24 protein-coding genes and 5 pseudogenes are annotated in these 24,554 nt (G+C 59.7%); 9 read left to right on the top strand and 20 right to left on the bottom strand.

Going from position 1 to position 24,554, the window contains the following annotated elements; translation table 11 throughout:
- The first annotated feature begins 80 nt into the window (after positions 1-80).
- Positions 81-896 carry an oxidoreductase gene (locus B5P46_RS05095; RefSeq protein ID WP_129417766.1) on the top strand — a complete coding sequence of 272 codons (816 nt, stop codon included), beginning with the start codon at positions 81-83 and terminating at the stop codon, positions 894-896.
- A 150-nt stretch (positions 897-1,046) separates the two neighbouring features.
- On the opposite strand, the gene B5P46_RS05090 is transcribed toward B5P46_RS05095, so the two are convergent.
- Entirely contained in the window at positions 1,047-1,787 is a 741-nt protein-coding gene (locus B5P46_RS05090) for an SDR family NAD(P)-dependent oxidoreductase (protein ID WP_129417765.1), read from the bottom strand.
- An 81-nt stretch (positions 1,788-1,868) separates the two neighbouring features.
- Between B5P46_RS05090 and B5P46_RS05085 the strand changes: the two genes are divergently transcribed.
- Positions 1,869-2,537: a TetR/AcrR family transcriptional regulator gene (locus tag B5P46_RS05085; RefSeq protein ID WP_129417764.1), complete on the top strand. Its 669-nt coding sequence runs from the start codon at positions 1,869-1,871 to the stop codon at positions 2,535-2,537.
- A gap of 353 nt (positions 2,538-2,890) precedes the next feature.
- Here the strand turns inward: B5P46_RS05085 and B5P46_RS05080 are convergent.
- Positions 2,891-3,058 (bottom strand): annotated as a pseudogene (locus tag B5P46_RS05080) (proline racemase family protein); the annotation flags it as partial.
- A 311-nt stretch (positions 3,059-3,369) separates the two neighbouring features.
- Between B5P46_RS05080 and B5P46_RS05075 the strand changes: the two are divergent.
- On the top strand, positions 3,370-3,672 hold the full coding sequence (locus B5P46_RS05075) for a hypothetical protein (protein WP_129417763.1): 303 nt from the start codon (positions 3,370-3,372) through the stop codon (positions 3,670-3,672).
- A gap of 122 nt (positions 3,673-3,794) precedes the next feature.
- Here the strand turns inward: B5P46_RS05075 and B5P46_RS05070 are convergent, their stop codons facing one another.
- The 3 genes and pseudogenes from B5P46_RS05070 to B5P46_RS05060 form a co-directional block, all read right to left on the bottom strand.
- Positions 3,795-4,661 (bottom strand): transglutaminase family protein, encoded by an 867-nt coding sequence (locus B5P46_RS05070; RefSeq protein ID WP_129417762.1) that lies wholly within the window; start codon positions 4,659-4,661, stop codon positions 3,795-3,797.
- 176 nt (positions 4,662-4,837) lie between these two features.
- The gene (locus B5P46_RS05065) at positions 4,838-5,905 is read right to left on the bottom strand and encodes an AI-2E family transporter (RefSeq protein WP_129417761.1); all 1,068 of its coding nucleotides are present in this window, start codon (positions 5,903-5,905) and stop codon (positions 4,838-4,840) included.
- A 231-nt stretch (positions 5,906-6,136) separates the two neighbouring features.
- Positions 6,137-6,561, bottom strand: a pseudogene (locus B5P46_RS05060) (DUF2231 domain-containing protein); the annotation flags it as partial.
- A 110-nt stretch (positions 6,562-6,671) separates the two neighbouring features.
- Between B5P46_RS05060 and B5P46_RS05055 the strand changes: the two are divergent.
- Positions 6,672-6,773, top strand: a pseudogene (locus tag B5P46_RS05055) (TetR/AcrR family transcriptional regulator); the annotation flags it as partial.
- Between the two features lie 283 nt (positions 6,774-7,056).
- Here B5P46_RS05055 and B5P46_RS05050 read toward each other — a convergent pair.
- The 10 genes from B5P46_RS05050 to B5P46_RS05005 all read right to left on the bottom strand — a co-directional run bounded on the left by B5P46_RS05050 (position 7,057) and on the right by B5P46_RS05005 (position 16,236).
- Positions 7,057-8,094, bottom strand: coding sequence for a 4-hydroxyproline epimerase (locus B5P46_RS05050; protein ID WP_129417760.1), 1,038 nt, complete (start codon positions 8,092-8,094; stop codon positions 7,057-7,059).
- Positions 8,095-8,109: 15 nt separating this feature from the next.
- Positions 8,110-8,820, bottom strand: a complete 711-nt coding sequence (locus tag B5P46_RS05045; protein WP_129417759.1) for an SDR family oxidoreductase — start codon at positions 8,818-8,820, stop codon at positions 8,110-8,112.
- A gap of 9 nt (positions 8,821-8,829) precedes the next feature.
- The gene (locus B5P46_RS05040) at positions 8,830-10,080 is read right to left on the bottom strand and encodes an NAD(P)/FAD-dependent oxidoreductase (protein ID WP_129417758.1); all 1,251 of its coding nucleotides are present in this window, start codon (positions 10,078-10,080) and stop codon (positions 8,830-8,832) included.
- Between the two features lie 182 nt (positions 10,081-10,262).
- Positions 10,263-11,540: an alpha/beta hydrolase gene (locus B5P46_RS05035; RefSeq protein WP_129417757.1), complete on the bottom strand. Its 1,278-nt coding sequence runs from the start codon at positions 11,538-11,540 to the stop codon at positions 10,263-10,265.
- A gap of 549 nt (positions 11,541-12,089) precedes the next feature.
- Complete coding sequence (locus tag B5P46_RS05030; protein WP_129417756.1) at positions 12,090-12,971, bottom strand: aldo/keto reductase; 882 nt, start codon at positions 12,969-12,971, stop codon at positions 12,090-12,092.
- Positions 12,972-13,276: 305 nt separating this feature from the next.
- Complete coding sequence (locus tag B5P46_RS05025; protein WP_129417755.1) at positions 13,277-13,912, bottom strand: TetR family transcriptional regulator; 636 nt, start codon at positions 13,910-13,912, stop codon at positions 13,277-13,279.
- Positions 13,913-13,930: 18 nt separating this feature from the next.
- The gene (locus B5P46_RS05020; RefSeq protein ID WP_129417754.1) at positions 13,931-14,602 is read right to left on the bottom strand and encodes a class I SAM-dependent methyltransferase; all 672 of its coding nucleotides are present in this window, start codon (positions 14,600-14,602) and stop codon (positions 13,931-13,933) included.
- Between the two features lie 293 nt (positions 14,603-14,895).
- Positions 14,896-15,201 carry a hypothetical protein gene (locus B5P46_RS05015; protein WP_129417753.1) on the bottom strand — a complete coding sequence of 102 codons (306 nt, stop codon included), beginning with the start codon at positions 15,199-15,201 and terminating at the stop codon, positions 14,896-14,898.
- 153 nt (positions 15,202-15,354) lie between these two features.
- Positions 15,355-15,726 (bottom strand): cell surface protein, encoded by a 372-nt coding sequence (locus tag B5P46_RS05010; protein ID WP_129417752.1) that lies wholly within the window; start codon positions 15,724-15,726, stop codon positions 15,355-15,357.
- 189 nt (positions 15,727-15,915) lie between these two features.
- Positions 15,916-16,236 carry a hypothetical protein gene (locus B5P46_RS05005; protein ID WP_129417751.1) on the bottom strand — a complete coding sequence of 107 codons (321 nt, stop codon included), beginning with the start codon at positions 16,234-16,236 and terminating at the stop codon, positions 15,916-15,918.
- Positions 16,237-16,436: 200 nt separating this feature from the next.
- Here B5P46_RS05005 and B5P46_RS05000 point away from each other — a divergent pair, with 200 nt between their 5' ends.
- Positions 16,437-17,135: a class I SAM-dependent methyltransferase gene (locus tag B5P46_RS05000; RefSeq protein WP_129417750.1), complete on the top strand. Its 699-nt coding sequence runs from the start codon at positions 16,437-16,439 to the stop codon at positions 17,133-17,135.
- Between the two features lie 89 nt (positions 17,136-17,224).
- On the opposite strand, the pseudogene B5P46_RS04995 reads toward B5P46_RS05000, so the two are convergent.
- A pseudogene (locus B5P46_RS04995) lies at positions 17,225-17,811 on the bottom strand (hypothetical protein).
- A 211-nt stretch (positions 17,812-18,022) separates the two neighbouring features.
- Between B5P46_RS04995 and B5P46_RS34810 the strand changes: the two are divergent.
- Both B5P46_RS34810 and B5P46_RS04985 read left to right on the top strand, forming a co-directional pair.
- A pseudogene (locus B5P46_RS34810) lies at positions 18,023-18,513 on the top strand (hypothetical protein).
- A 214-nt stretch (positions 18,514-18,727) separates the two neighbouring features.
- A complete protein-coding gene (locus tag B5P46_RS04985; RefSeq protein WP_129417748.1) occupies positions 18,728-20,221 on the top strand; it encodes a hypothetical protein in 1,494 nt (497 codons plus the stop codon).
- A 26-nt stretch (positions 20,222-20,247) separates the two neighbouring features.
- Here the strand turns inward: B5P46_RS04985 and B5P46_RS04980 are convergent, their stop codons facing one another.
- The gene (locus tag B5P46_RS04980) at positions 20,248-20,541 is read right to left on the bottom strand and encodes a hypothetical protein (protein WP_129417747.1); all 294 of its coding nucleotides are present in this window, start codon (positions 20,539-20,541) and stop codon (positions 20,248-20,250) included.
- A gap of 29 nt (positions 20,542-20,570) precedes the next feature.
- The gene (locus B5P46_RS04975) at positions 20,571-20,753 is read right to left on the bottom strand and encodes a hypothetical protein (protein WP_129417746.1); all 183 of its coding nucleotides are present in this window, start codon (positions 20,751-20,753) and stop codon (positions 20,571-20,573) included.
- A 203-nt stretch (positions 20,754-20,956) separates the two neighbouring features.
- Between B5P46_RS04975 and B5P46_RS04970 the strand changes: the two genes are divergently transcribed.
- Together B5P46_RS04970 and B5P46_RS04965 are read left to right on the top strand one after the other, a co-directional pair.
- Positions 20,957-21,478, top strand: coding sequence for a hypothetical protein (locus B5P46_RS04970; protein ID WP_129417745.1), 522 nt, complete (start codon positions 20,957-20,959; stop codon positions 21,476-21,478).
- A gap of 176 nt (positions 21,479-21,654) precedes the next feature.
- Positions 21,655-21,900, top strand: coding sequence for a DUF982 domain-containing protein (locus tag B5P46_RS04965; RefSeq protein ID WP_129417744.1), 246 nt, complete (start codon positions 21,655-21,657; stop codon positions 21,898-21,900).
- Between the two features lie 95 nt (positions 21,901-21,995).
- Here the strand turns inward: B5P46_RS04965 and B5P46_RS04960 are convergent, their stop codons facing one another.
- Both B5P46_RS04960 and B5P46_RS04955 read right to left on the bottom strand, forming a co-directional pair.
- Positions 21,996-22,214, bottom strand: coding sequence for a hypothetical protein (locus tag B5P46_RS04960; protein ID WP_129417743.1), 219 nt, complete (start codon positions 22,212-22,214; stop codon positions 21,996-21,998).
- Between the two features lie 28 nt (positions 22,215-22,242).
- Positions 22,243-24,174: a hypothetical protein gene (locus B5P46_RS04955; protein WP_129417742.1), complete on the bottom strand. Its 1,932-nt coding sequence runs from the start codon at positions 24,172-24,174 to the stop codon at positions 22,243-22,245.
- Between the last annotated feature and the right edge of the window lie 380 nt (positions 24,175-24,554).

Here is a 24,554-nt window from a genome sequence, read left to right as displayed (position 1 = left end):
CATCACGCCATCCGACCTGAAAACGACGACCAAAGTATCCCACAACCCATCGCCCTTGGCGGTACCAAAGGAAAATTGAAATGAGCAACAACAACCGCGGCGTCGCCGTCGTCACAGGTGCGGCGGCCGGTATCGGCCGCGCCACGGCAAAGGCTCTGGTAACCGCGGGCTACGGCGTCTTTGGAACCAGCCGCAAGGCGACAGCCGGGTCTGCCAATGGCATCACGATGTTGACCTGCGACGTGACGGACAGTCAATCGGTCGCGGGCATGATCGCCGAGGTGATCAAACAGGCTGGCCGCATCGACGTCCTCGTCAACAATGCCGGTGGTGCACTGATCGGCGGAGCGGAAGAGTCCTCGATCGAACAGGCTCAGGCACTTTTCGACCTGAATGTCTTCGGGATCATTCGTGTTACGAACGAGGTGTTGCCGATCATGCGGAACCAGCGCAACGGCCGCATCATCAACATCAGCTCGGTCGTCGGCTTCATTCCGAGCCCGTTCAGCGCGCTCTACACTGCGACGAAACATGCTGTCGAAGGTTATTCCGAATCGCTCGATCACGAAGTCCGCACGTTGGGGATCCGCGTCCTGCTCGTCGAACCTGCATTTACCCGCACAGCTCTCGACCATAACTCGACGCAGCCCGACCGCATGACTGGTGTCTACGACGGCGGCCGCAAGACGACGGAAGCTGTCTGGAACAGCGCGATCAAGGCAGGCGATGCGCCCGAAGTGGTTGGCGAAGCGGTCGTCAAGGCAGCCACCGCGAAATCGCCGAAGCTGCGCTATCCCGCCAGCAAAGCCGCCCGTCAACTGCACTTCCTGCGCCGCTTCGTTCCCGCCAGTGCATTCGACAAGAGCCTGCGCAAGCAGATGAAGCTGCCAGTCTGACACAGCCTGCGGCTCAACAATGCGTCTTATGCCGGTATCCGGCATAAGACGCAGGCAAGACACTAACAGGCGATCGGCTCGCATTTGAGGGGACCGACCTCTGTCGCGATCCCCCGTGTCTTTAGCCAGTCGCAGGCAACAGATCCCGATTCAGGTGTTCAAGCCGCCATCCACCGTGAGGATGGTTCCTGTGATGTGCCTTGCAGCGGGGCTTGCGAGGAAAGCGACGGCAGCAGCCACATCTTCCGGCTCGCCGTAACGGCCAAGTGGAATCAGGGCACGCTGGAAATCGGCGAAGTCGCCATTGGCGGGATTCATTTCGGTGTCGGTCGAACCCGGCTGGACCAGGTTTACGGTGATATCGCGAGATCCGAGTTCCCGCGCGAGGCCGCGGGTAAACGAGTGGAGCGCGGATTTTGTCATGTAATAGACCGTGCCGGTGTCACCGACGATGCGTTCGGCGCCGACCGAGCCGATCGTGATGACGCGGCTTCCCGCCTGCAGATAGGGAATGGCGGCCTGCGAAGCGAGCAGAGGCGACCGCACATTGACGTCAAGCAGCGCGTCGATCTGCTCGACGCTGACGTCGGCGATCGCACCGTAAAGCGCGATTGCGGCATTGTTGACGAGAATATCGAGACCGCCAAGTGCCTGGGCGGCCTCGTCGACCGAGCGCTTCACGGCTGCCGGATCGGCGCTGTCGGCCTGGATGGCAAGCGCCTTGCGGCCCTTGCCCTCGATCGCCCGCACCACTTCGGCGGCGCGATCGGCCGAACGCTCATAGGTGATGGCGACATCAGCGCCCTTGTCGGCAAGCGCCAATGCAATGGCGGCGCCAATGCCACGCGAGCCACCTGTGACGAGGGCACGCTTTCCAGCCAGTTCTGTCATGATCTTCTCTTTCTGTAGTGATCGACACATAAATAGCTAGGCACGTTGCGATGCGGTGTCAATGGGTTTATGTAATGATCGATGCAAAAATCGGATGAGATGTCGAACGTCAATGAAACCCCTGCCCGCAGTCGCGGGCGGCCGCGGGCGTTCGACCGGGAAGCAGCCTTGGCGCAGGCGACCCGGCTGTTCTGGATCAAGGGCTTCGAGGCGACCTCGATCGCCGACCTCACCGAGGCGATGGGGATCGGATCGCCGAGCCTTTACGCGGCATTCGGTTCGAAGGAGGCGCTTTATGCCGAGGCGTTGCGTCACTATCGCGACAACAATGAGGCGCTCGTCTGGGCAGGCTTCTTTTCCGCGGGCACGGCCCGTGAAGCGGTGATGTCGCTTCTGATGGATTCGGCGGCTGCCTTGACCGGCTGTGTCGCGGATATTCCCCGCGGCTGTATGGTGGCGCTGTCTTCGGTCGACAGCGAGGGCCACGCGGAACTCGGCGAACTCGTACGAGCCGCCCGCGCCGTCACGCTCGACCGCCTGAAGGCGCGCCTGAACCACGCGATATCAGCAGGCGAAATTCCGGTCTCGACCGACATCCACGCGCTCGCCCGCTTCGTGCAGACCGTTCAGAATGGCATGTCGATCCTGGCCCGCGACGAAGCGACCCGCGGCGAACTGGAGGCAGTGGCCGAGCTGGCCATGCTGGGTTGGGACACTCGAACCGGGGGTGCTGAGCGCAGGCAAGGCTGATCGCGTTTCGAATATCGTTGCGCGGATGCTCCTCCGTCACCTTTGGTCAGTCGGTCGCGGCAGCTTCGTGGGGTCGCTGGAGCGCCGGCATTCAAGAGAGCCTCATCCTGAGGTGCCCCCGCAGGGGCCTCGAAGGACGAGGCGGGCATTCCGGCGTCGGATCTATGCAAGGAGCGGCGTTGCGACGTGTCCTTCGAGGCGATCCTGCGGATCGCACCTCAGGATGAGGCGCGTTAGAGGATGCCGCGACCTGGCTCCCTCTTCTCCGCGGGATCGGAGGAAGGGTGAGGGGCAGCCACAGGCGCCAACCGTCCTGAAATCGCTCGCACTTTCCAGCATTATACCCTGAACGATCAAATCTCCCCAGCCGACGGCCCCCAGACATCTGTCAGCGCAAAACCGTTCGGATGCGGATCGAAACGGTCGAGCGCTACCTGGGTCAGGCCGAAGGTGAAGCCGCGGCCGGTGATGGTGGGGATGACGGCGGGGCGGCCGGCTACCTCAGTCACCGCCTGGAGGCCTGACACTTCTCCTTCTGGGGAGAAATGAATCACAACTCAGCCGCCAAGGGAATCCTGAATCCGGTAAGCCGCAACACGCTTTAGACCGCCAAGTGCCTGTGCGGTCTCGTCGACCGAGCGCTTCACGGCTGTCGGATCGGCGCTGTCGGTCGACAGTACAGAGCAGAACTAATCTACGTCGCGAAATCTGTACGATTGTTTCTGCATCAGTTGATGGTGATAAGCCATCAGTTGACCAAACTTCTCCAAGATCGTACACCCGCGTTGAGCCTCACGTCCAAGGCCTGCGCTAAAAGCGAAAAGGGAACCACATGGACGCAAAATATCCCAGTGCACGAGGGCACTTTTTCTCGGCAGTTCGGACACTCGCTACCTCCTCCGAGAGCATTCAAACCCGGTTGATCGAGGCAAATGACAGCATTCTCGCGGTCACCCTTGACGAGTTCGAAAGTGACATTGAGCTCAAAATCAAGTTTGCTAGAATACTTGATCTTTTAGCGGTCGACCGTGATGATATCGAGGTTGCCGCAATCGAAAATGCCGCCCATATGAGCGATGTCGACGCAGTAAAACTCGCGGAACTGATCTGCGAGTTTTTTTACGAGCTTGTATAAGGGCGGCCCCTTCGATGAGATAGATCGAGGGTCGAATGTCCCGGATCTGGCGAAGGCAACCGGCGCGTTCAGTTCACTAAACGTGATCGCACTGTAGACCTTTCCCCTGACGCTCAGGGCCGTCACAGCTCAGAAACCTCGACGGCGACGTCCATCGACACAAATGCATTGGCCGCGCCAATGAAGCCGCCGGAGATCGGCACTGCTTGCGCAATATCACGGACCACTGCCACAGGGATGAGGTTTGCACTACCCATGCTGCGATTTGTCGGGTCGAAGGTAATCCATCCGGCGCCGGGGAGAAACACGTCTACCCATGCATGGGTCGATCCGCTGTCCCTCGAGCCGGTAAGCATCTGATTTGGGTTGAAAAGGTATCCTGATACGATCCGTGCACCGAAACCCAGAAGCCGGGCGGCTTCAGCAAAAAGGACCGCGAAATCGCGGCAAGTGCCAGATCGAACCGCAAGAGTTTCCAGTGGTGATTGCGTCCCCTCGGCCTCTCGGCTTTGATAGGCAATCTCGTTCGACACGCCTCCGCTGAGGTCCTTCAAGAGCGACAGAGTATCAGTCGAGCCAGATCTAACGAACGCCCGTACCCACTGCTGAAACAGGTTGGAGGGATCGAGGTATTGGACCTCTCGGAGGCCACCAAGATCCTTCCATTCGTGCCCATCATAGGAAAAGGGGTAAGTGATGGCGGACGCTGCGATATCGAAAACGGGCCAAGCTGCCGACGTCAGGTCGACCACCGCTTTGCTGTCGATTTTCAGGCAATCCGTTGGTTCCGCGAAAGTAGCCGTCGCGACGGCGTTCCCAAACACATCCGTCGCCCAACTTATTTTCGCATCTGGCGCCGAGACGACATCATGACTGGCGAGCAGGAGTTCGCGCCCCTCTCGAGGGCGAAGGGTCAATCGGTGGGGTCCGAGCGCAATCGGATAACGATAACGGTAGGTCGTGCTATGCCGGATGCTGAGTTTCGTCATCGCCGCTCTCTAAGTGCCATTGATGGGTGATCGCATCATCTGCATCCCTTCAGGCACACTCGATAGCACCATTGGTGACCAAAACTATGCCTGTTTAGGGTAGAGGGGTGAGTTGCGATATCAAGGAGGCCAGACTCCCCTCCATTGGCTAAGTGCCGGGAAGCCTATAAAAAATTCTATTCAATATCTTCGCTCTTCGATCTCTCTGCGTTCTGTTGGTCGGCGAAAAGCGACCATGCAGCGATAAACAAGGCGGCAATCAGCGGGCCAATGACAAAACCATTGATGCCGAACAGCGAGATGCCGCCGACCGTCGAGATCAGCACCACGTAGTCGGGCAGCCGCGTCCCCTGGCCCACCAGTGGCGGACGCAGCAGGTTGTCGATTAGCCCTATGACAAATACGCCGACGAGAACCAGGATCGCTGCTTTCAACCAGGCACCCATGAGGACTAGCCAGATGGCGACCGGAACCCAGACGAGTGCTGCTCCAATTGCAGGCAGCATCGACAGGAACGTCATGGTGACGCCCCACAACAGGGCGGCCTCGACTCCCAGAGCCCAGAATGTCACGCCACCGATCGTGCCCTGAAGAATCGCAATGATGATATTTCCCTTGACGGTGGCCCGAACGACAGCGGAAAACTTGTCGCGAAACTGCCGGGTATAGTCGTCGTTTAGCGGGATTGCATCTCGGATCGCGCGGCCGAGGTCAGCGCCATCCCGGAAGAGGAAGAAAAGCAGATAAAGCATGATCCCGAAGCTGATGAAGAATTGCAGCGTGTTTTGGCCAAAACTCAGCAGGCTGCCGGCGACCGACCGGCTTGCCTGTACTGCGCCTGAGGAGATGTTAGCGCGAAGTTCCGCAAAGCCGCCAAGCTTCAATGAGTTCAGCCAGTTGTCGACGAAGCCGGGCAACGCATTCTGAATCCGGACCAGATAGTCATTGAGGTCGATTTCGTTGTTGCTTATCCGTTGGTAGAGGCTGGTTCCTTCCTGGATAAGAGAGCCAAGGATAATCAATGCCGGCACGATGACGAGACCGATGCACATCAGCACCGTCAGCAGGGCAGCGATGCCTCGGCGGCCTCCCAGCAAACGCGCCAGTCGCATGTGCACTGGAAAGAAGATGATCGCGAGGATCACTGCCCAAAAGACAGCAGCATAATAGGGGATAAGCAGCCAGATGAACGCGATCGTCACCAGCGCTAACATGACATAAAAGCTCGTACGTTGGATAGACATGTCTGCCTTTTTCGCTGGGCACCACCGCCACCGGCGTGAGGTCTACCAGATGTCATTCCTCTCTCGGTTTTGGCACCATGAAATATTTACGGACCGGCTGCAGGGGCGATTTTGCATTTGCGCAGGTTGGGACTTGTCCGGTTGTCCGGCAAGGGGTTTCTGGGCCGCCGGTCGTTCGTCTGCCCAGGCCGCCGGTTGAGCAGTCGAACCCGCCCTTTCCGTTCCGATGCTGGCCAGTCCGGCATATTTGCGGGCGGAAACGGCTGCGGCCACCAGCACAATAGAAAGATGACAGCCGAAAGCGCCAGTCCGTAGGGAACCACAGCCGCCCACCCGTCGCCGGCATGTACAAGGCTGTTGGCAAGGGCGAGCGCCAGTATGGTCAGGTAGAGGAGGGAAGACAGGAAGGGAGGTCGGATCGGGCGGGTGCGGGGACGCATCAGATCCACCAATCCGGCCAGGATCGCAAGCGCGCCGAACACTAGTCTGGCAAACAGCAGCCGTGCGGAGAAGTTCTGCCACATCACGTTGCCGCTCTGCCAGAAGGCAATGTCGGTCGCTAGTGCGAGCGTGAAGCAGACGAAGGGAAACGGGACAAAGAGCGATTGTATCGGATAGGCGGCCGCGTCTCGATCACTGGCGGAAAATATAGCCATCGCATGCTCCGTAGGACAGAGAGCTTGAAGATGCCTATCAAACCGCGGCGACAGGAGATGGTTCCGTCACGATGGGTTGCAGCACCCAACTGCCCGCCTGAAAGAGCATGAAGGAGGCGCTCTATGCCGAGGCGCTGCGCCACTATCGCGACAACAACGAGGCGCTCGTCTGGGCAGGCTTCTTTTCCGCGGGCACGGCCCGTGAAGCGGTGACGGTCGCTGGAGCACCGGCATTCAAGAGAGCCTCATCCTGAGGTGCCCCGCAGGGGCCTCGAAGGACGAGGCGGGCATTCCGGCGTCGGATCTATGCAAGGAGCGGCGTTGCGACGTGTCCTTCGAGGCGATCCTGCGGATCGCACCTCAGGATGAGGCGCGTTAGAGGATGCCGCGACCTGGCTCCCTCTTCTCCGCGGGATCGGAGGAAGGGTGAGGGGCAGCCATAGGCGCCAACCGTCGGGAAACCGCTTCACACTTCCGGCAACATGCTCCTCGCAGTCAAATCTCGCCGGCGGCCGGCCCCCAGACATCTGTCAGCGCAAAACCACCCGGATGCGGATCGAAAGGGTCGAGCGCCACCTGGGTCAGGCCGAAGGTGAAGCCGCGGCCGGTGATGGTGGGGATGACCGCAGGGCGGCCGGCCACCTCGGTCACCGCCTGCAGCCCGACCTCGAATTCGGAGCCGATGATCGATTTCGAGGTGAAGGTGTCGCCGACCTTGGCCTTGCCGCGGGCATAAAGCGTGGCGAGATTGGCGGAGTTGCCGGTGCCGCAGGGCGAGCGGTCGGCTCGGCCCGGCCACATGGTGGTGCAGGTGCGCACCGTGCCGTCGGCTTCGGTATCGCGGAACATGACATAGGCGACGCCCGAGATCGCCGGGATCTCGGGATGGACGACCTTGATGTCGCGGTTGATCAGCTCCTTGAGGATCATGCCGGCCTGGACGAGGCCGGCGGCATTGGCCTTCTCGATCGTCAGACCGATCTGGCCGACATCGACCAGCGCATAGAAGATGCCGCCATAACAGATATCGGCCTTGATCCTTCCCCAATGCGGCGTGTCGATCCCGACATCGAGTTCATGCACGAAGGAGGGCACCATGGTCAGCTTGACCTTCTCGCAGCGCCCGTCGCGGCAGGTCGCCGTCGCCTTGACGAGGCCGGCGGCGGTTTCGAGGGTGACGATCGTCTCCGGTTCTTTCATCTCGACAATGCCGGATTCGAGCAGCGCCGTGGTGACGCAGATCGAGTTCGAGCCGGAACTCGCATGCGCCTGGTCGGGCTGCAGGATGATGAAGGCGGCGTCCGCCTCCGGGTGCCGTGCCGGCAGCAGCAGGTTGACCGAGCCGATGGGCGCGCCGCGAGGTTCCAGGCAAAGGAAGCGGCGGAGCTCGTCACCCTTCGGATCGGTGTTCAGCCAGTGCAGCTGGGCGGCAATGGTATCGCCCGGGATCTTCGGCACGCCGCCGATCGCGACGCGGCCGATCTCACCTTCGGCGTGGACATCCAGCAGCTGGATGGTGCGCTTCCATCTCATATCGAAAACTCCAGATCAGACGTGACGGGTGACGCCGCCATCGACGCGGATATTCTGGCCGGTGATATAACCCGCGCCATCGGACAGCAGGAAGGCCGCGGTCTTGGCGATCTCCTCCACATGGCCGATGCGCTTCATCGGGACCGTCTCGGCGGTCCCGGGCTTGTGGTTGAGGCTATCGATATAACCCGGCAGGATGCAGTTCATGCGGATATTGTCGGCCGCATAACGATCGGAATAAAGCTTGGTGAAAGCGCCGGCAGCGGCGCGGTAGGTGCAGGAAACCGGGAAGACCAGCGTCGGCTCGTAGGCGGCGAAGGTGGTGATGTTGACGAAGGCGCCCTTGCCCTGTTTCAGCATGACCGGCGTCACCAGGCGGGCCATGCGCACCAGCGACAGGATCATCATGTCGGAACCGAGCGTCCAGTTCTCGTCTGAAATATCGAGCAGGTCGCCCTTCGGCGGATGGCCGCTCAGGTTGACCACGGCGTCGATGCGGCCATAGGTCTTCATCGTCAGGTCGAAGATCGCCTTGAGATCCTCGGCCTTTTCGGCCACGCCGCGTGAGGCGACGCCGCTAAGTTCGGCAGCCAGCTTCTCACAGCTTTCCGACGGCGACATCAACGCCAACTGATAGCCCTGCGCGGAAAGCTCGCGGGCGATCGCCTCGCCCATGCCGCGGCCGCCGCCGGTGATCAGCGCAACGGGTTTGGTGGTTTCGGACATCGGGGCCTCCTAATATCGGTCTATGCGGAACGGAGTCATATCGACGGATGGTTTGAGCCCGGTCACCATATCGGCGATCACCAGCGCTGTCGTTGCCGAAAAGGTCAGGCCGAGATGGCCGTGGCCGGTCGCATAGAAAACACCCGGCATCTTCGACGACGGCGAAATGATCGGGATCGTATCGGGCAGCGCCGGACGATGACCCATCCATTCCGTCGTCTCCTCGACCTTCAGGCCCGGCAGCGCACGCTGGGCATGGCGCACCAGCACCCGCGGACGGCGGAAATCCGGCGCGGCATCGAGACCGGCGAGCTCGACATTGCCGCCGACCCGGATGCCGCCCGCCGTCGGCGTCACCATGAAGGCGCGATGCGGCCAGATCACCGAATAGCGCATCGCGATGCCGGGCTTCATGATCTGCGTGTGATAGCCGCGCTCGGTTTCGAGCGGGATCGGCTCACCGAGCTTTTCGGCAAGGAAGCGGGTGTGGACGCCGGCGGCGAGTACGACCGACCCCGCCTCGATCCGCCTGCCATCCTCAAGGAGAAGGACGGCGGTGCCATCGCCCCGGCGCTCGATATTCCTGACCGCGCCGGAGACGAAAGTCGCGCCCGCAGCCTTTGCGGCATCGGTGAGTTTCACCACCAGCTTGTAGGGATCGCGGATCGACTTGTTGTCGGGAAGCAGCACGGCTTTGGCGATCGCCGGTGACAAGGTAGGTTCGTAATATTGGATGGCGCCGTTGCTCAAAACTTCAAAGTCGAGACCGTAGCGCTGCATCATGGCGAGATGGCCGCGATCGGCGGCAAATTCCGCCTCGGTCTCGTAGATCGCCAGACATCCTTCCTCGGTCATCAAGTCGGGTGCGCCGATCGCCTCGAGCATCTCTCTGAAATCGCCGAGCGCGCGGTTCGACAGGCTCATGCCGGCATCCTCGATCTCTCGGAGACGCGAGGGCCGGCCGGCGGCGAGGAAGCGCAGGAACCAGGGCAGCATCCTGGCGGCATAGGAGGGACGCAGCCAGACCGGGCCTTCGGGATCGAGCAGCCAGCCGGGGATTTTCTTCCAGGTCGAAGGGCCGGAACCGGCGGCAAAATCCAGCGCAATGCTTGCCATATTGCCGAAAGAGGTGCCGCGGCCCGGCTCGCCCTTGTCGATCAGCGTCACCTCAAGGCCGCGCCGCTGCAGCTCGAAGGCGATCGAGGCGCCGATCACGCCCGCGCCGACGACAGCCACCCTCTTCTTCATCTCATCCGCCATGCCATCAACCCATCGCACGGCAGACAGAATTGCCGTCATGAATCTGATATATCACATCAAGATGCGATGCCTAGAGAATTTCCGTTTTCTCCGAATCACGGAAATTCCCTATCTCTTTGTTTTTCGCAATTCCGAAACGCAAAACCGCTGTGCACTTTTGCTGGAATTGCTCTGTGGAATTTTTACTGGCTTTCCGGCAGGCCGGCACCGACGCTGTCGCCGACCGAGCCGACGGTGTTGTTCATCGACTGGCCGAGGCGCTTCAGCTGGGCGTCGTAGTTGCGCCGGGTGCGCGGATCGAAGATCGCAATCGGCGTGCTGACGGCAACGCTGACCGCACTTCCGGCGGTCTGGGCAGCGCCCATCGCCACGGCGCCGACGGCCTCGCCGAGACCGACATTGGAATCGGTGATCGTCTGGCCGGCAATCAACCGGTCGCCGATCAGCTTCACCACCTCGGGGCTTTCGGCGAACTTGCCGTGGTTCAGCCGGTCGCCGCCCTTGAGCTTGGTGAGGTCGAGCACGGTGATGCCGGCCGCCTCGAGCTTGCTGCGGTAAGGTTCGGCGGAGGGATCAATCTGACCGAGCCGGTCGACATTGCCGGAGATGCGCCGCGACAGCGCCAAAGCGCGATCGTCCTGCGAGACGAAGATGGTGAAGTGCGGTCGTTCCTTGCCGAGGCTTGCGAACTGGCGGCCGAAGACATCGACATCGAGATCCGGCGAGGCAAGGATGACATTGTTGATCTTCGGTGCGACGTGGCCGTTGCGGATCGCCATCTGCCTGAGCGCTTCGACCGTCAGCCACGTGCCCATCGAATGCGCCATGATGGTGATGTCGCTGACAGCGGGATTGGCGGCGGTGCGGGTCAGCAGCTCCTCCAGCGCGTCGCGGGAATAGTTGGTGCTTTCCTTGTCGTAATTATAATCGAAGATGCTGCCGCGCGACGGCCAGGTGAAGACGACGGGGGCGACGTCGGCATGCGAATCGTGGACGATCTGCGCGAAGCGGTAGACGGCATCCTCATAACGGTTGTTGAAGCCGTGCACGAAGACGAGCACGCGGCGGCTCTTCGGCATATGGGTCTTCAGCCAGGTCTCGCCGGCCCGCTCGCCCTCCAGCGGATCGACCGAAACGGTGACGAAATTGCGCAACGGATCGGCCGGCAGGCGGCTTGGCCATTGCACCTGGCCGACCTTGCGATTGGCTTCCGGCGGGATCGAGACGTCGACGGCATTGACGGCGAGCCCGGTGCCGCGTTCGCCGGAGAAAAGCACGGCAGGATTGTCATCGGCAGCGCGCGTCGTAGCGACCAGCAGATCGACCTTCGACGTGCCGGGGGCCGCGGTGCCGGCCGCCTGCATGACACCGACCGGCCTGCCGCCGCAGCCGGCGAGCGCCATCGTTGCAATCAGAAGACCTGTCAGAGCCGCGGGCAAGCCGCCTCTTTTGCCGATCATGACCAAACTCCAATCGGTTCACACACCGGACAGGCGGCGCCCGTTCAAATAGTCCGACGAGGCTTGCCGAGTCAAACCGCGGGAGGTGGAAGCCTTTTGTTTTGCGCAATCCCTCGTGAAAACCGCAGGACCGGCGTTGCCCGGATCGGCAATTGATCGATTTCGACTTGGGGGGAAAGAAAAAAGCCCGACGCGGGAGGAGGTGCGCCGGGCTCTTGATCCTGACTGACAACTGGGAGGAGGAGTGTTGCCAGTCCGATGTAAGAGCGCTGGGAGGAGGAGTGCGCTGCTTACGAAGATAGTAATAGCCAATTCTTTTGATTCGGAATAGCGAAAATACCGCAATGCAGCAATGCACTGGGCGCAAGGCTTGCCCTCAAAATAACAGGTCGCCGCCTCATTTTGTAGCAGGTTTGACCAGCTGGTCAAAATTATGCCGAAAATTGCGGCCTCGGGGATCGCCGATAGGCTTGCCCCTCATCCGCCTGCCGGCACCTTCTCCCCGAGGGGAGAAGAGGATATGCCGCAACCTTTTCATTCCCCGCCTCGTCAAGCAGCCTTGAAGAGCTTCCGGCCTTCGGCGTCGAGGGCGGAGAATTCCTCGTTCGAGAGGGTGATGTCGACGGCGGCGACGTTTTCCTCGAGATGCTTGACCTTGGAGGTGCCGGGGATCGGCAGCATGACCGGGCTGCGCTTCAGCACCCAGGCGAGCGCGATCTGGCTGGGTGCTGCATTGTGCTTTTTGGCGATGGTATCGAGCAGCGAGCCGGGCTTGGCGAGGTCACCGGCGGCCAGCGGATACCACGGGATGAAGCCGATATTGTGCTTGGCGCAGTAATCGAGCACGTCCTCGCTGGTGCGGTCGACGAGATTGTAGCGGTTCTGGACGGTCGCGACCTTGAAATGCTTCGAGGCGGCCTCGATATCGGCAACCGATACTTCGCTCAGACCCGCATGGCGGATGAGCCCGGTATCGAGCAACGATTTGATCGCATCGAACTGTTCCTTGGCCGGCACCTTCTGATCGATCCGATGCAGCTGCCAGAGATCGATCTGCTCGACGCCGAGATTGCGCAGGCTCTTATGCGCCTGCTGGATCAGATATTCCGGGCGGCCGACGGGCAGCCAGATATCGGGACCGTGGCGGGTCAGGCCGCCCTTGGTGGCGATGACAGACTTGCCGCCATAGGGATGCAGGGCTTCCTTGATCAGCCATTCGGAGACATCGGGGCCGTAGGAATCGGCCGTATCGATGAAGTTGACGCCGAGTTCCGGCAGGCGCTTCAGCGTGCGGATGGATTCGGCATGATCGGAAGGCTCGCCCCAGATGCCCTTGCCGGTGACGCGCATGGCGCCGAAACCGAGACGATTGATCTCGATATCGCCGCCGATCTTGAAGGTGCCTGATTTGGCTGCGTTGTAACTGGACATGGTCTTTCCTCTCTTATCAATCAATCATTGAAATGGGCGGTCGGAGGCGGGTCCAACAGCCGCGGCACGGATGCCGAGGCTCTCGGAGATGCCTTCGAGCGCGAATGTCTGCCCTGATCGCAAGCGATGCCCGGCATGGTGATGATCCGCCTATCGCGGGGATCATCAGAATGCGGCCGCTGCGACGCTTGCAGATATAGGACGGCCCGGTTCCGATAACAGGGCCTGATGGCAGGGATGAGCGGAAACATCGACATCGAGCTGATCTCGTCGGAAGTGCACACGGAGGCGCAGGCGGCCCCGCGTCAACGCCTGGTCTTTGCCTCGTCGCCGAATTCCGCCAGCATCTTCCAGAGGTCGGTGAAAATCTCCCGGGCGAAATCCTGCGGCGAAGCACTTGGCGGGCGCTGCTGCCAGAGCTCAGCCCCGACGCGCAGCGCACCGATGACGGTTGCCGCAAGGACGCGCATGCGGGGCCGCTCAAGCGGATCACCTCCCTTGCGCAGAAGCAGCGCCTCGGCGAGCTTCTGTTCGAGTTTGGCGTATTTCAGCTGGTCGCGGGCCTTCAGCGCCGGCGTGCGATGGATGAAGTCCCCAAGCGCCAGACCAGGCTCGTCGACGGCCGCGATGACGGTTGCGGTGATCGCCGCCTCGACCGCGGTGACGGAGGATTCGTCCGCCGGCCTTGCGGCGATTGCCGCCATCAGGCGATCGGCGAAGGCATCCTGCCAGGCGAAAACCACTTCTTCCTTGGAGGGGAAATAATCGAAGAAACTGCGCTTGGAAACATCGGCCGCCTCGGTGATGTCCTCGATCGTCGTGGCCTCGAAGCCGCGCTGCAGAAAGAGGCTCATCGCCGCCTGCTCGATGCGCTCGCGCGTCTGCCGCCGCTTGCGTTCCCGCCTGCCTCCCGTCGTTTCCGTCCGCTTGTTCTCAGCCATTCCGGTCCGGCATCATCCTCAGCCGCCGGTTTCGCTGGAAAAGGCGGCGACATCGTCTATGCCGGCCGCGCTTTCACGATAGCTGAAGCGCTCGCGCGACAGCTCCAGCGGCTTGCGGCGCGAAATCCGGTAGACGGAGGCCGGCGGCAGGTTGCGCACCGTGCCGCCGATGCGCACCGCCTTCAGGCCGAGACGGTCGAGGATCGGCCGCGGCACTGGGCAGCGCGGACCATAGGTGAACTGATAGACGGCGCCGCCCGGGCGCATATAGGCGAAGGCGCCGGCAAGGATCGAGGCGATCTTGCGCGGCGACATGGAGAGCAGCGGCAGGCCGCTGACGACTGCGCCGACCGGTTCGCCTTCGAAAATATCGGCATGGGCGAGATGGGCGGCATCCATCTGCAACACACGGGCCGTCGGAAAACGCGCCTGCAGCGAATTGATGAATTCCGGACCGTACTCGATCAGGGTCAGATCCGCTTCACTGACCCCACGCGCCAGCAGCGCCCGGGTGAAGACGCCGGTTCCCGGGCCGAGCTCGATGATCGGCCCGTCGAGTGCGGCAATTTCACTGGTCATAATTCTGGCAAGCGAATCCCCCGACGGCGCGATAGCCGCGACCCGAAGCGGGTTGCTGACCCAGGAGCGGAAAAAATGCAGGAAATCGGAGCATGCGGCCTTTGCAGTCATGACTATCCCACCTGTCTGAAATTCGATTGATTATGAAATGCGACCATCGCGGCGAGCATGGCAATTCCAAGGCAGAGACGTCAATCGCTGGTCGCTGCGGCTTTTCGCAACACCACTGCCAACAGTTGCTTGATTTTGTACTTATTGCATTTTTGCATTCGATGCAACATTTTCCAGGCGGTCAACGATCGACCCAGCGCAACCAGTCACCCCGCATGCGAAAGGGCGACCCTGAGGCCGCCCCTTCAGCCCATTGCGGGCCGCTCACGATCGCGAAAACGCCGAGCGTCTCGTCAGTAGTTGCAGCTGGAGCCGCTCCCCGGGTTGAAGCCGAGCTTGCAATCCATCTTGAGCGGCTTCTTCGGGTTCATCATGTAAGGCGTCATCGGACCTGAGGTTTCCGAGCTGCGCTCACCGATCGAACCGGTCGTGCGCCGGTCGTGCTGCACCGTGGTTTCTTCCTGGGCAACCGGACGCTGGGCTGCGCCCTGCTCTGTCGCGCTCGACTGGAGGGGAGCTGCCGTGGCCGAGAAGGACTGGAGGCCGAGGATTGCGCCGAAGGCAGCGGCCATCAGGCCGTTCTTGAAAGTCGTGGTCATATCGTCTCCTTGGGAGGATTCGTGGAATTTACGCCCCGGAGTTAGGAAGGCGATCTGTCACATACTACGGGGCTAAAGCAGAGGTCACGGATATGTGAGCGGCGGACTGATCAAGAAAAAGGCGGCTCATCGCCGCCTTTTTCATTTGCCGGCTCAATAGCCGTTATCGCAGGGCATGCTGCCGGGACCGATCGATCCGGAGAACGTAGGGTTGCACATTTCCGGAGCTGCCGGCCTGTTCACCGGCGGGCGGACGATAGAGCCCGTGGTGCCGGCCTCAACGCCGAAGGCGGCAAGCGGATACCAGTAGCCATCGGAATGGCGGCGGGTGCCGGGGCGCTCGGTGCGAAAGCCCTGATAGCCATGCCAGGACCCGGCATGTGATTTATATTGCACCACTTTTACGTCCGAGACCGCAGGCGGCCGAGCCGTCTGAACGGGTGCTGCCTGCGCGGGGATGATCGACGTGAGGGCGAGAAGGGCGCCGAGCGCGGCGGTGGATGGGGCAAGTCTGAACATCTTCATGATAAACCCTCCTTATGGATTTATCTCGGGAAAATGCCTTTCAGACGAGCGGAGTTCCATGGCTCACACACAATTCCAAAACTCGTGATTGCAGGCGATCCGGCGTGACTAAATCGCCGAAAAACGTGAAAAGTCGCGATCAGGAAAGGGCTCGAACGGCGCTAGTGACGAAACGTGAATTCTCTGTTCTCAATTCGCGTATAATGTCCGGTAACCCTGGCCGGAGAGGCAAGCGACATATTGGCGATGGGCGGCGGCGCGCGCCGTGGTTTCGGCTTCCAACTCATCGGCCCCGGCATAGCCGGTCAGCTGGGCGCGCAGCTGATACTGCTTCCTCGCCTCGTCATACATGGCGTTGCCGTCGGTCATGCAAAGACCATGCGCAACGACCGGCGGATTGACCGGCACGCCGACCGCCAGGAGGACGGGATCATTGGCATGGTCGATGCAGCCGCCAAGGGCCGTCATCATCGCCAGGACAGCCAGAGCCCGAAGAATTCCCACCGCCATGCATTCCTCCGGCCGAAGCGCCTTAAAGATCATCAGACCTGCGGATACATCAGGAAGGTTGCGCGAAACTAGGCTGACGGCTTGCCTGCCAATTCCGACCGAACGGCACCACCTGACTAGGCATGTTTAAAATATTGCTAAAATCTTATATTAATGCTTACTTATGGTCGTAAACACTAATCTTTCGGGAGGGAAAGATTATGGCTTCGCCGTGGGTAAACGACGCGCTGTCGCACGCACAATCAGCTTTTTCCAACAAGACAGACACAAATATTCTTGAGGTCGGAGGCGGCTCTCGCACGCATATCCCCTTGAAAGGAGCGAGATATACCGTCATCGATATCTCCAAGGAGCAGCTCGAGAAGAACAAGGACGCCGCTGAGCGGATCCTCGGCGATGCTCAAACCATCGACTATGGAGATCGTCACTTCGATGCCTGCGTCTTCTGGGACGTCCTCGAGCATTTGGAAAGCCCGCGCTCTGCCTTGTTGAGAGCCCATGATACCCTGTCTCCCGGTGGTCTGGTGTTCGTCAAGGGTCCGATCCTGAACTCAGCCAAGGGGATTTTCACCGATCTCACGCCCTGGTGGACCCACGTCTTGTTCTATCGCTACGTCCTCAGGCAGAAAAACGCCGGAAAGCCGGGCTATGCCCCCTTTCGCGTCGAGCACGCCGCGGAGGCATCCCATTCGGAAATTGCGGGGACATTGAAGGAACTCGGCATGGATGTCGTCTTCGTCGGCGAGTATGTATCGACGCAGGTGCACGCGCTGAAGGACCGAATTCCCCCACTTTATTGGCTCTATGAAGCTTTCGGCCTTCTGCTTCGCACGACTTCGGCTGGGAAGATCGGGGGGCGGGAGACGGAGTTCCTGATCGTGGCAAAGTGCCTTCGTTAGGGACACCCCACCAAGATCTATATAGCACTTCGGAATCCCGAAATTGGTTGCGGCATTGAAATCATTGCCCGTTTCTTCACCTGCTCAGCTCACGAAGCGCGGCGGATTTCGGAATCCCGAAGCGGGGGGATTTCGGGATTCCGAAGTGGGACTTTTTCTTCCTGCCGACGCGCCCGCGTTTGTCGGCGGCAAGCTTGCGGTCGGTCTCGGACCATTTCCGGCATCTTTCCGCCGTGCACCGTTTCCACTCATCCGTCGGTGGCGCACCCTCATGGTCACCGACAAAGGTCAGCGTGAACCGGTTGGGATGCGCGACGCCGCTGCCCGCCCGGCCGCGGCGAACTTTTATCAGCCCCTTATATTCGAGCTCATCGATCGCATCGGCCACATATTCGCCGGTCACGCCGTAGGACACGAACTGAGGGTGGGTCACGATCAGCTTGCCGTTTTCCAAGGCAGCGTGCGACGTGTGCTCGATGACGATGCGGAAGAAGGCGCGGCAGGCATTCGCACTCAATGTGGTGAAGGCCGCAGATTCCAGCAGCTGAATGGTGAACCATTGCCAGCGAAGACTGCCGTTATCCGCCGCGCCCGGCGGAGCGGTATGCTTGCGCACCATAGACCGCGTCTTTCCGGCACTGGTTCGGCTTTTGTCACGCGCATTGAATTCCGCCATCAGCCCCTCGCCCGTGTTGTCGATCGGTATCCGCCCGCCCTCCGGAGCCTGTTGCGGGAACTCCGTTCATGCAGCGCGTGACGGCCAGAGCTCGCCCACACCATCGCCTCATCTCGGAGAAAAAATTTGCTCAACATCTAACAGTCCGTGGTTGCAATAGCGGCAAACCTAGCGCAAGAACGATCCATGAACTAGGAAAATATTCTTAGTTATGATCTTCTATCATCCAGCCCCTTCTGCTAGGATCCCTGCAATGAATCTCGGGGGTAGAAGCGCGATGCGAATAAGCGGTATGGGGGAGAAGAGCGTGGTCGTTAGCGTCCGGCGATTGCCGGCATTGTTTTCGATCTTACTGGCAAGCGCCGTCCAGGCTTTTTCCTGCGATCAGCCGATCGTCATATCCAATTGGTCGTTCTGTGCGATAGCCAACGTGACCGATGAGGGCGGCGACGCGGTTGGAAAGTCGTTCCTGCATGGACTCGCGAGAAAGCCATAAGCGCGTATTTCGGAAACGATCCGCGGCTCCTAGCAAACCACGGACTTTGCAACGCCAAATTCCATCACGTCGTACTCTGCCAGCCGGGATGGCAAACGGGCAACCCGGATGAGTGCTCATATCTGGTTTGCAGCGGCTATTACTCATCTTTGGTCGGGAAGGAAGAAAGGGAAGACTATTTAAGAGACCACCCGACCGCTCAATAGTTTTTCGCTTCGCTGTCTTGGGGCAGAGATTGGAGCGGCCGATGAGAAGTGCTTAACCTTGATCTCCCGATCTCAATCTTGAAAACCTGAAGCAGTTTCGCGCAGAACGATTATCGTAGCGTCGGCACTACCCATTCTCTTCATCAGCCAATAAGCTCGCGGCCGGCGGCCGGACGGCGCCCTACAACCTTCAATGTTCAGAGGCCCTGCCCGCATGACATCACTGCGCTGGAAGAGATTTGTCTGGTTTTGCGCTTGCCTCATACTCTCCCATCCGGCATGGTCCGCCGGCGGCATCGAGATCCCGGGCTACGCGCCAGCGATGGGCGTCGAGCGGAGCTACCGCGTTCAAAAAGCGACCGCGACCGATATGTCGTTCTGGTTCGACAAGCCGGGCGCCCCGCCGGTGACGGCGCGCGGCGCGTTTCGCCAGGCTATGACCGTCCTGTCGCAGGATGAAGACGGCATGCGGGTCCGCTGGTCCCTCAATGCCGATTTGCCGGAAGGCATTGCGGGCCTTGCGGATAGCTATCAGATGAACCTGCTCTATCGGAATTCCCTCACGGCCTATGGCACCGCGACGCTCGAACTCGAAACCGACCTGAACGGCAACCCGCGCGATATCACCGGTGTCGACCAGATCGTGGCGCACATGCGGGCGATGGCGGCCAATGGACCGGGTGGGGTCCCCGCAGCTGGCGCCTCCACGGCGCGGGAAAGCGGTCTCGATGACATCATCAACAACATCGAGGCAAACCCTCTCCAAATCGTTGCCGCGTTGGTGCCGGAGGCGCAACTGCTTGCCACAGGGCAGTCCTATCAGGCAGAGACCATGGAGATTGGTCAGGCTTCGGCGACCTTGCGAGACGAAGATTATGGCGGCGTCAGTGTCCCGGTGACGTCGACCTGGACCCTGGAATCCACCGACGCAACCGCACGCACAGCAACCCTTTCGCTGTCGGAAGAAGCCGACGCCGCAGCGTTCAGCCAGTCGCAGCAGCCGGCGATCGCAAATTTGATGAGCGGCTTTGCCGAGCGGGCAAAGAACCTCACCGCCGATCAGCTGGCTTCCGTCAAACGCGCCAGCAAGAACCGAAGCGTCGAGCTCGTGGTGTCCCTGAACGATGGTTCGACGCTCGAAGCGTCGGAGATCGTCACCGTTGAGGCAGGAGGGACGACGTTGCGCACATACACCCACATCCAACGCGAGGATATGCCGGCCAGCTTGCAGCTTCCCGCCGTGCTGACGGCAAAAGACTTGCAGAGGCCCGATTTGCATATCGAGCCGCTGCCATCAGCCCAGGCCGGGCCGAGCATCCTGGATGAGCTTTCGACACCGCCTGCTCCACCAACGGCATCGCAAGAAGCTGCCGTTGCTGCAGACGATGACGAAGCCAAGGCGATCGCGCCTGTCTCGCTTGAGGTGAAGAGTGCGGAGGTAAGCCTGTCCCCCGTGTCCTACGACAATGGCCTGAATATCGTGCTCACCCCGGAAAGCGCCGCCACATTCCGCGATTTCACGCAGGCGGTATTGGGACGACAAACGCAGATGCTGATCAACGACAAAGTCGTCATGGAACCCTGGATGAGGGAGCCGATCATGGATGGTCGCATCGTTCTGGCGGGAACGGATAGGAAAGATTTGGAAACGCTGGCGGAACAATTGAGGGTTCCCGGGGCCAAGATTCTCGTCCGGTTACGGCCATGAGGGCGCCAGCTGTATAAAGGCGGACTTCAATCCTTCGCTTCAGGGATCAGACGTATCAGCGTTCTGTCACTCGCCGCAGCACTGATTGCCGTTGCGATCTGCCGGAAGGGTCCACGCGCGACGAGCGTCTCTGGCGGAGGTTGTTTTCCGGGACCAGGATCGACAAAGGCCGAACACTCATGCTCCAAGTCATGCATCGCGAAGGATGTTGCGACAATCGTTTCGCCGCAGGCGGCGCAACGAAGAATGTACGAACCGCGGTAGACGATCGATTCTGCTTTGTCCAATCCACACGAGGTGCAGACCAAGATATTGTTCATTGCTTCACCCCAGCGTGAGCACGCGCCTTCTAGGGGGCCGCGGCCAGAACGATGGCGATGGCGAGCAGCAAGGGTCCCATCCACTTGAAGTGACGAACCACCGGCGGCCGATTGGCCGGATTGCCGGGAAACGGCAGATAACCAAAGCCGACGGACGCCATCCACAGGCCGGCGCAAAACATGATGATTTCATCGATAAAGGCTGCGATCATTGGCTCTCCTGCCTCTGGATCGGCGCTGCGATATCTCTGTCTCCGCGCTCGATGCCACTCATCCTACTCACCAGCACGGCCAAACGGAAGAGAAGAGTGGAGCTGAGAGATTAAACTTGGGGTGGTATAACTACTTCGAATCCTCTAGGCATTCGAACTCGCAACACACGAATCCGCTACAGCCACTTTCTCGGGATTGTTTCATGCACAACGCCAAATTTATTCGCCACGCCGCCTTCTCTGCGTGCGTCGCTTTTGCGGCATTTCAGGCCGGGCAGGTTCTGGCCGATTCGGCCAATGACAAGTTCTTTGACGCAGCCCTTTGCAAACCACCCTACACGATGACATCGGCAATGAAGATCTATGATGTCGTGGAAGCTCTGGCCAAGCCGGACACGTCATCCTTGGGCGCGGCGATCTACAAACTCCCAAACCAGATAGGCCGCGACGGTTTCAAATCGAACGAGATTTTCTTTGCAAGCAACGCTGTTGGCGTCTTGATCGAAGGCGAACGCGCTGACGATCTGGCCGCGAAATACGGTTTGAAGCGGGAGACCTCGGACCTGCTCGGCACATCCACCAAGGGCTATTCGCGCGAGCTGCCGGCAGATCTGCAGCCGGAACCCGGAATGGCCGGGCCTGGAAAGGTCTCCATCGTTGCCCGCCAAGGCAACGCCCTGCCAGGCAAAACCTTGCTGGCGTGTGAATTCGTGCAGGAATTCTAAGAGGCGTCGCATGAGCGCGCAAAACGGCGGCACGAAACCATTTTCGAAAAGCACATCCCAGCAGTTCGCTGATCGAGAAAGGCATCTCGTTCATACTGCGCCTCGCCACGCCGGATGAATCGCCCTATGTGTGCAGGCTGCAACGGCAGAGAGCACGCAGCGGAGATCCTGAGGCCATGCAAACCATTTGGAAGAAGCCGGTAACGCTCGCCCTTGAAGGGCCGGATCAGTGGGTGGTGATCCAGACGACCCAGGCCGCGACATGGGCGCTGGTCGAAGACTGGCCGACCGAAGAGGGTCCTGCCCTGGATAGAGCCTGTGCTGTTTGCGCCGACGTCATGTCGGGCAAACGAAACCGGGAAGAGGCGCGGCAGGCGTTCGTCGACGCTGCGATCGAAGCCGGAATCCCGATCAAGGAATGAGGCCACGACCCGTGGCGGGCCTATTGGGCACGCTGGAAGGCGAGCCGGTCATCTCAGCCCGCCATCCAGCGTGATGGTGCAGAGATTATACGCGATCAGCCATCATAATGGCCCGACAATGCCGCGTCCGCAGACTTGACAACCACGGCCAGATTGACCCCCTTTGTCACGATTGCCCCGGTTGCTCGAAGGTCGGTTACCGCTTTCAGCTCACCCGACTTGGGAGACGGAAGAGGCACCACCGTGCCGGCGCCCAGATCAGCGACCCAGAGAGCATCGTCGCCTGCAACACTAATAACAACAACTCTAGCCATGCTTTTTCCCTCTTCTAATGATTGGTGTTTAAAATCCAGCTTTCTTCAGGCCTTCTCGGTAAAGATCCTTATGCCATTGCTCCTTACTCGGAACCGCGGACAGCCATTTGTCCACGTCGAAGTCCGGATTGACTTCGCGAAACCTCCTGACGAAGATCCGCGCCCTGTCCTGATGGCCCAACATGGCCCAGCTTGCGGCCGCTAGCCTATCGGCCAAACTGGCATCGGCCATTTGCCCAATGTAATCCAGCGAAGCTTCGAATTCGCCAAGGGCATAATTTGCTCCGGCAGCGGTCCAGAAATAGGTGTCGGGGCTGAGCGGGTTCAACTCGATTGCCCGCTCGATCTTTCGCAGGGCGATGGCAGGGAGCGAACAATGAACCAAAGTGTCCGCGTAGTCGGCAATGACATCCGCATAGTGCGGGGCAAGGCTCTCTGCCACTTCCATTGCCTCGGCGCTTTCGTCAAATGCACCCTGCAACAATTTCGCCACGCCGAACTCGCGATATCCATCGGCAAAATCCAGACGCGTTTCGGTGGCCTGCTTTGCCAAAGTCTCTGCCGTTTTCAACAGATCGATATCACCTCGCGCGGTTAGCAACCATTCCTTGGAGTAAGTTCGTGCCATCGAACTCAGCGCCGGTGCGAAATCGGGGCTGATGCCGAGCGCGGCTTTCATCTCCTTGCGCGCACGCCGTAGATTCGGAAGCGTCAGCCGCGCCAGATGCCGCCTGCCAACGAGATAGCGATGGTAAGCTGCCGGGTTCAGATCCTCGCGTAACGCCTCATGGCGCTCGATCTCGCTGGATATGGAAAGAGCAATCCGTCGAGAGACAGCCCTCCTGTCTTTGACAAGATCCCTATGATCAAGGCTGAATCTCTCTGCCCAGACAATTTGATTCTGGTCAAAAAAGATCAGTTGGGCAAACAGGGTGACGTCATCGCCCGCATTGCTGATCCGAGTGTCGAGAATGTAATTGACGTGATGTCGCTCAAAGAAGGCCTTCTGGGTCTCCATGTGGTGGCCAATTTGCACCGCCGAATATGGGGCTATAACCTGCAGGCTGTTGAAAGCACAAAATCCAATCGTGATATCCTCCACCAAAGACGCGGCTAAAAAACCGGCTTGGGGATGAATGGATTGATTTCTGGGTGGAAGCAGCACCAGGCGAGGAATTGCAATGCTGAGGTCCTGGGGCTCAAGGGAAACAGCTGTTGCGTGTTTTTCCCTTGAAGGCGCTAGGGCCGGGAGAACGGGTTTTGTGTCACCACCGTCGGATGCGGTGCGTACAGCGATCCCTCGCGAAATCGAAATTTGCCGCTGTTCGAAATGGTTTCGAAGGGATTCAACTTCTTCCTCCGCCTTGAATATCTCTATCAGCAACTGCAGCGTATCGGGATCCTTCGGTTCCGTCCGAAACAGGATAATGGCGGCCTGTCGCAGGAGTTCGGATTCCGTTCGCGACTGCGCTCGTCGAGATACCGTTTTCAATGTACTTGCGAGAAGGTCGATATGGCCTTTTTCGCGCTCGGCAAGCCAATGTTGAAACTCGCGACTGTGGCAGTGAACCGGCCCCAGAAAGGGCTGGTTCAGCAGCTTCACAAGATGCTTAAGCAGGGAGAACGAGGCGACGGCTTCGTCGGTCTCGGATAGCAGAAGGTCGGAAGACAAGGACTCTCGGTCGAGAGAGACCGTGTTCCCCTGAGATGAGAGAATGTTTATTCCGAGCTCTGTCTGACGGGCCTTGATTCTCGAAATCAGCTTACGCAAAGTCGACAGCGCGACGTCCCTATCGGCATCGCCCCACAGAAAACGAGCCAAGGTCGTTCGATCCGCCGAACCTTGGCCGGTCGTCAACAAATAGACGAGAAGCAGCAAACCTTTCTCGGGAAACGCGACGAGGCTCCCCTGCCCGTCAACGAGCTGCAGCCTGCCAAATGTGTTCAGAACAAAAGTCATTTTGCCTTTACGTCACCACGTACCCGGGTGTTCACATGAAAAGTGAAATGCGCGCATTGCAATAATAAAGTCGCGAACTCGTTATGCGGCGGGCACTTTGTCCCAATGTCCCACGAAATTCAATATGCGTGTGAGACCCAAGGTTGCGTTATGCTTGAGATCCTCGCCGTTACGAATGGATTTTCCGCAAACCGACTTTTTGCCGGTTTTCTTTAGAATAATTCTATATGTAAGATCGTCTTCCCAAACACCGGCAATACCGGTGTTTACGCATTTTCCGCGGGCTTTGATATATCCTTAAGCAAATTACTGCAAAGCCGAAAAACCAAATCAATCAATTGAGCAGCCTGCTTGCGCTGTTGTTAATGAAACTTCCACCT

It is taken from the genome of Rhizobium leguminosarum, assembly GCF_004123835.1.
Classification (GTDB): Bacteria; Pseudomonadota; Alphaproteobacteria; order Rhizobiales; family Rhizobiaceae; genus Rhizobium; species Rhizobium leguminosarum_M.
This window is presented reverse-complemented; position numbering and strand designations above follow the sequence as displayed.

Bases quoted from the DNA above. Each gene is read 5' to 3' on its own strand.
- B5P46_RS05095 (WP_129417766.1), top strand. From the start codon at position 81: ATGAGCAACAACAACCGCGGCGTCGCCGTCGTCACAGGTGCGGCGGCC.
- B5P46_RS05090 (WP_129417765.1), bottom strand. From the start codon at position 1,787: ATGACAGAACTGGCTGGAAAGCGTGCCCTCGTCACAGGTGGCTCGCGT.
- B5P46_RS05085 (WP_129417764.1), top strand. From the start codon at position 1,869: ATGCAAAAATCGGATGAGATGTCGAACGTCAATGAAACCCCTGCCCGC.
- B5P46_RS05075 (WP_129417763.1), top strand. From the start codon at position 3,370: ATGGACGCAAAATATCCCAGTGCACGAGGGCACTTTTTCTCGGCAGTT.
- B5P46_RS05070 (WP_129417762.1), bottom strand. From the start codon at position 4,661: ATGACGAAACTCAGCATCCGGCATAGCACGACCTACCGTTATCGTTAT.
- B5P46_RS05065 (WP_129417761.1), bottom strand. From the start codon at position 5,905: ATGTCTATCCAACGTACGAGCTTTTATGTCATGTTAGCGCTGGTGACG.
- B5P46_RS05050 (WP_129417760.1), bottom strand. From the start codon at position 8,094: ATGAGATGGAAGCGCACCATCCAGCTGCTGGATGTCCACGCCGAAGGT.
- B5P46_RS05045 (WP_129417759.1), bottom strand. From the start codon at position 8,820: ATGTCCGAAACCACCAAACCCGTTGCGCTGATCACCGGCGGCGGCCGC.
- B5P46_RS05040 (WP_129417758.1), bottom strand. From the start codon at position 10,080: ATGGCGGATGAGATGAAGAAGAGGGTGGCTGTCGTCGGCGCGGGCGTG.
- B5P46_RS05035 (WP_129417757.1), bottom strand. From the start codon at position 11,540: ATGATCGGCAAAAGAGGCGGCTTGCCCGCGGCTCTGACAGGTCTTCTG.
- B5P46_RS05030 (WP_129417756.1), bottom strand. From the start codon at position 12,971: ATGTCCAGTTACAACGCAGCCAAATCAGGCACCTTCAAGATCGGCGGC.
- B5P46_RS05025 (WP_129417755.1), bottom strand. From the start codon at position 13,912: ATGGCTGAGAACAAGCGGACGGAAACGACGGGAGGCAGGCGGGAACGC.
- B5P46_RS05020 (WP_129417754.1), bottom strand. From the start codon at position 14,602: ATGACTGCAAAGGCCGCATGCTCCGATTTCCTGCATTTTTTCCGCTCC.
- B5P46_RS05015 (WP_129417753.1), bottom strand. From the start codon at position 15,201: ATGACCACGACTTTCAAGAACGGCCTGATGGCCGCTGCCTTCGGCGCA.
- B5P46_RS05010 (WP_129417752.1), bottom strand. From the start codon at position 15,726: ATGAAGATGTTCAGACTTGCCCCATCCACCGCCGCGCTCGGCGCCCTT.
- B5P46_RS05005 (WP_129417751.1), bottom strand. From the start codon at position 16,236: ATGGCGGTGGGAATTCTTCGGGCTCTGGCTGTCCTGGCGATGATGACG.
- B5P46_RS05000 (WP_129417750.1), top strand. From the start codon at position 16,437: ATGGCTTCGCCGTGGGTAAACGACGCGCTGTCGCACGCACAATCAGCT.
- B5P46_RS04985 (WP_129417748.1), top strand. From the start codon at position 18,728: ATGACATCACTGCGCTGGAAGAGATTTGTCTGGTTTTGCGCTTGCCTC.
- B5P46_RS04980 (WP_129417747.1), bottom strand. From the start codon at position 20,541: ATGAACAATATCTTGGTCTGCACCTCGTGTGGATTGGACAAAGCAGAA.
- B5P46_RS04975 (WP_129417746.1), bottom strand. From the start codon at position 20,753: ATGATCGCAGCCTTTATCGATGAAATCATCATGTTTTGCGCCGGCCTG.
- B5P46_RS04970 (WP_129417745.1), top strand. From the start codon at position 20,957: ATGCACAACGCCAAATTTATTCGCCACGCCGCCTTCTCTGCGTGCGTC.
- B5P46_RS04965 (WP_129417744.1), top strand. From the start codon at position 21,655: ATGCAAACCATTTGGAAGAAGCCGGTAACGCTCGCCCTTGAAGGGCCG.
- B5P46_RS04960 (WP_129417743.1), bottom strand. From the start codon at position 22,214: ATGGCTAGAGTTGTTGTTATTAGTGTTGCAGGCGACGATGCTCTCTGG.
- B5P46_RS04955 (WP_129417742.1), bottom strand. From the start codon at position 24,174: ATGACTTTTGTTCTGAACACATTTGGCAGGCTGCAGCTCGTTGACGGG.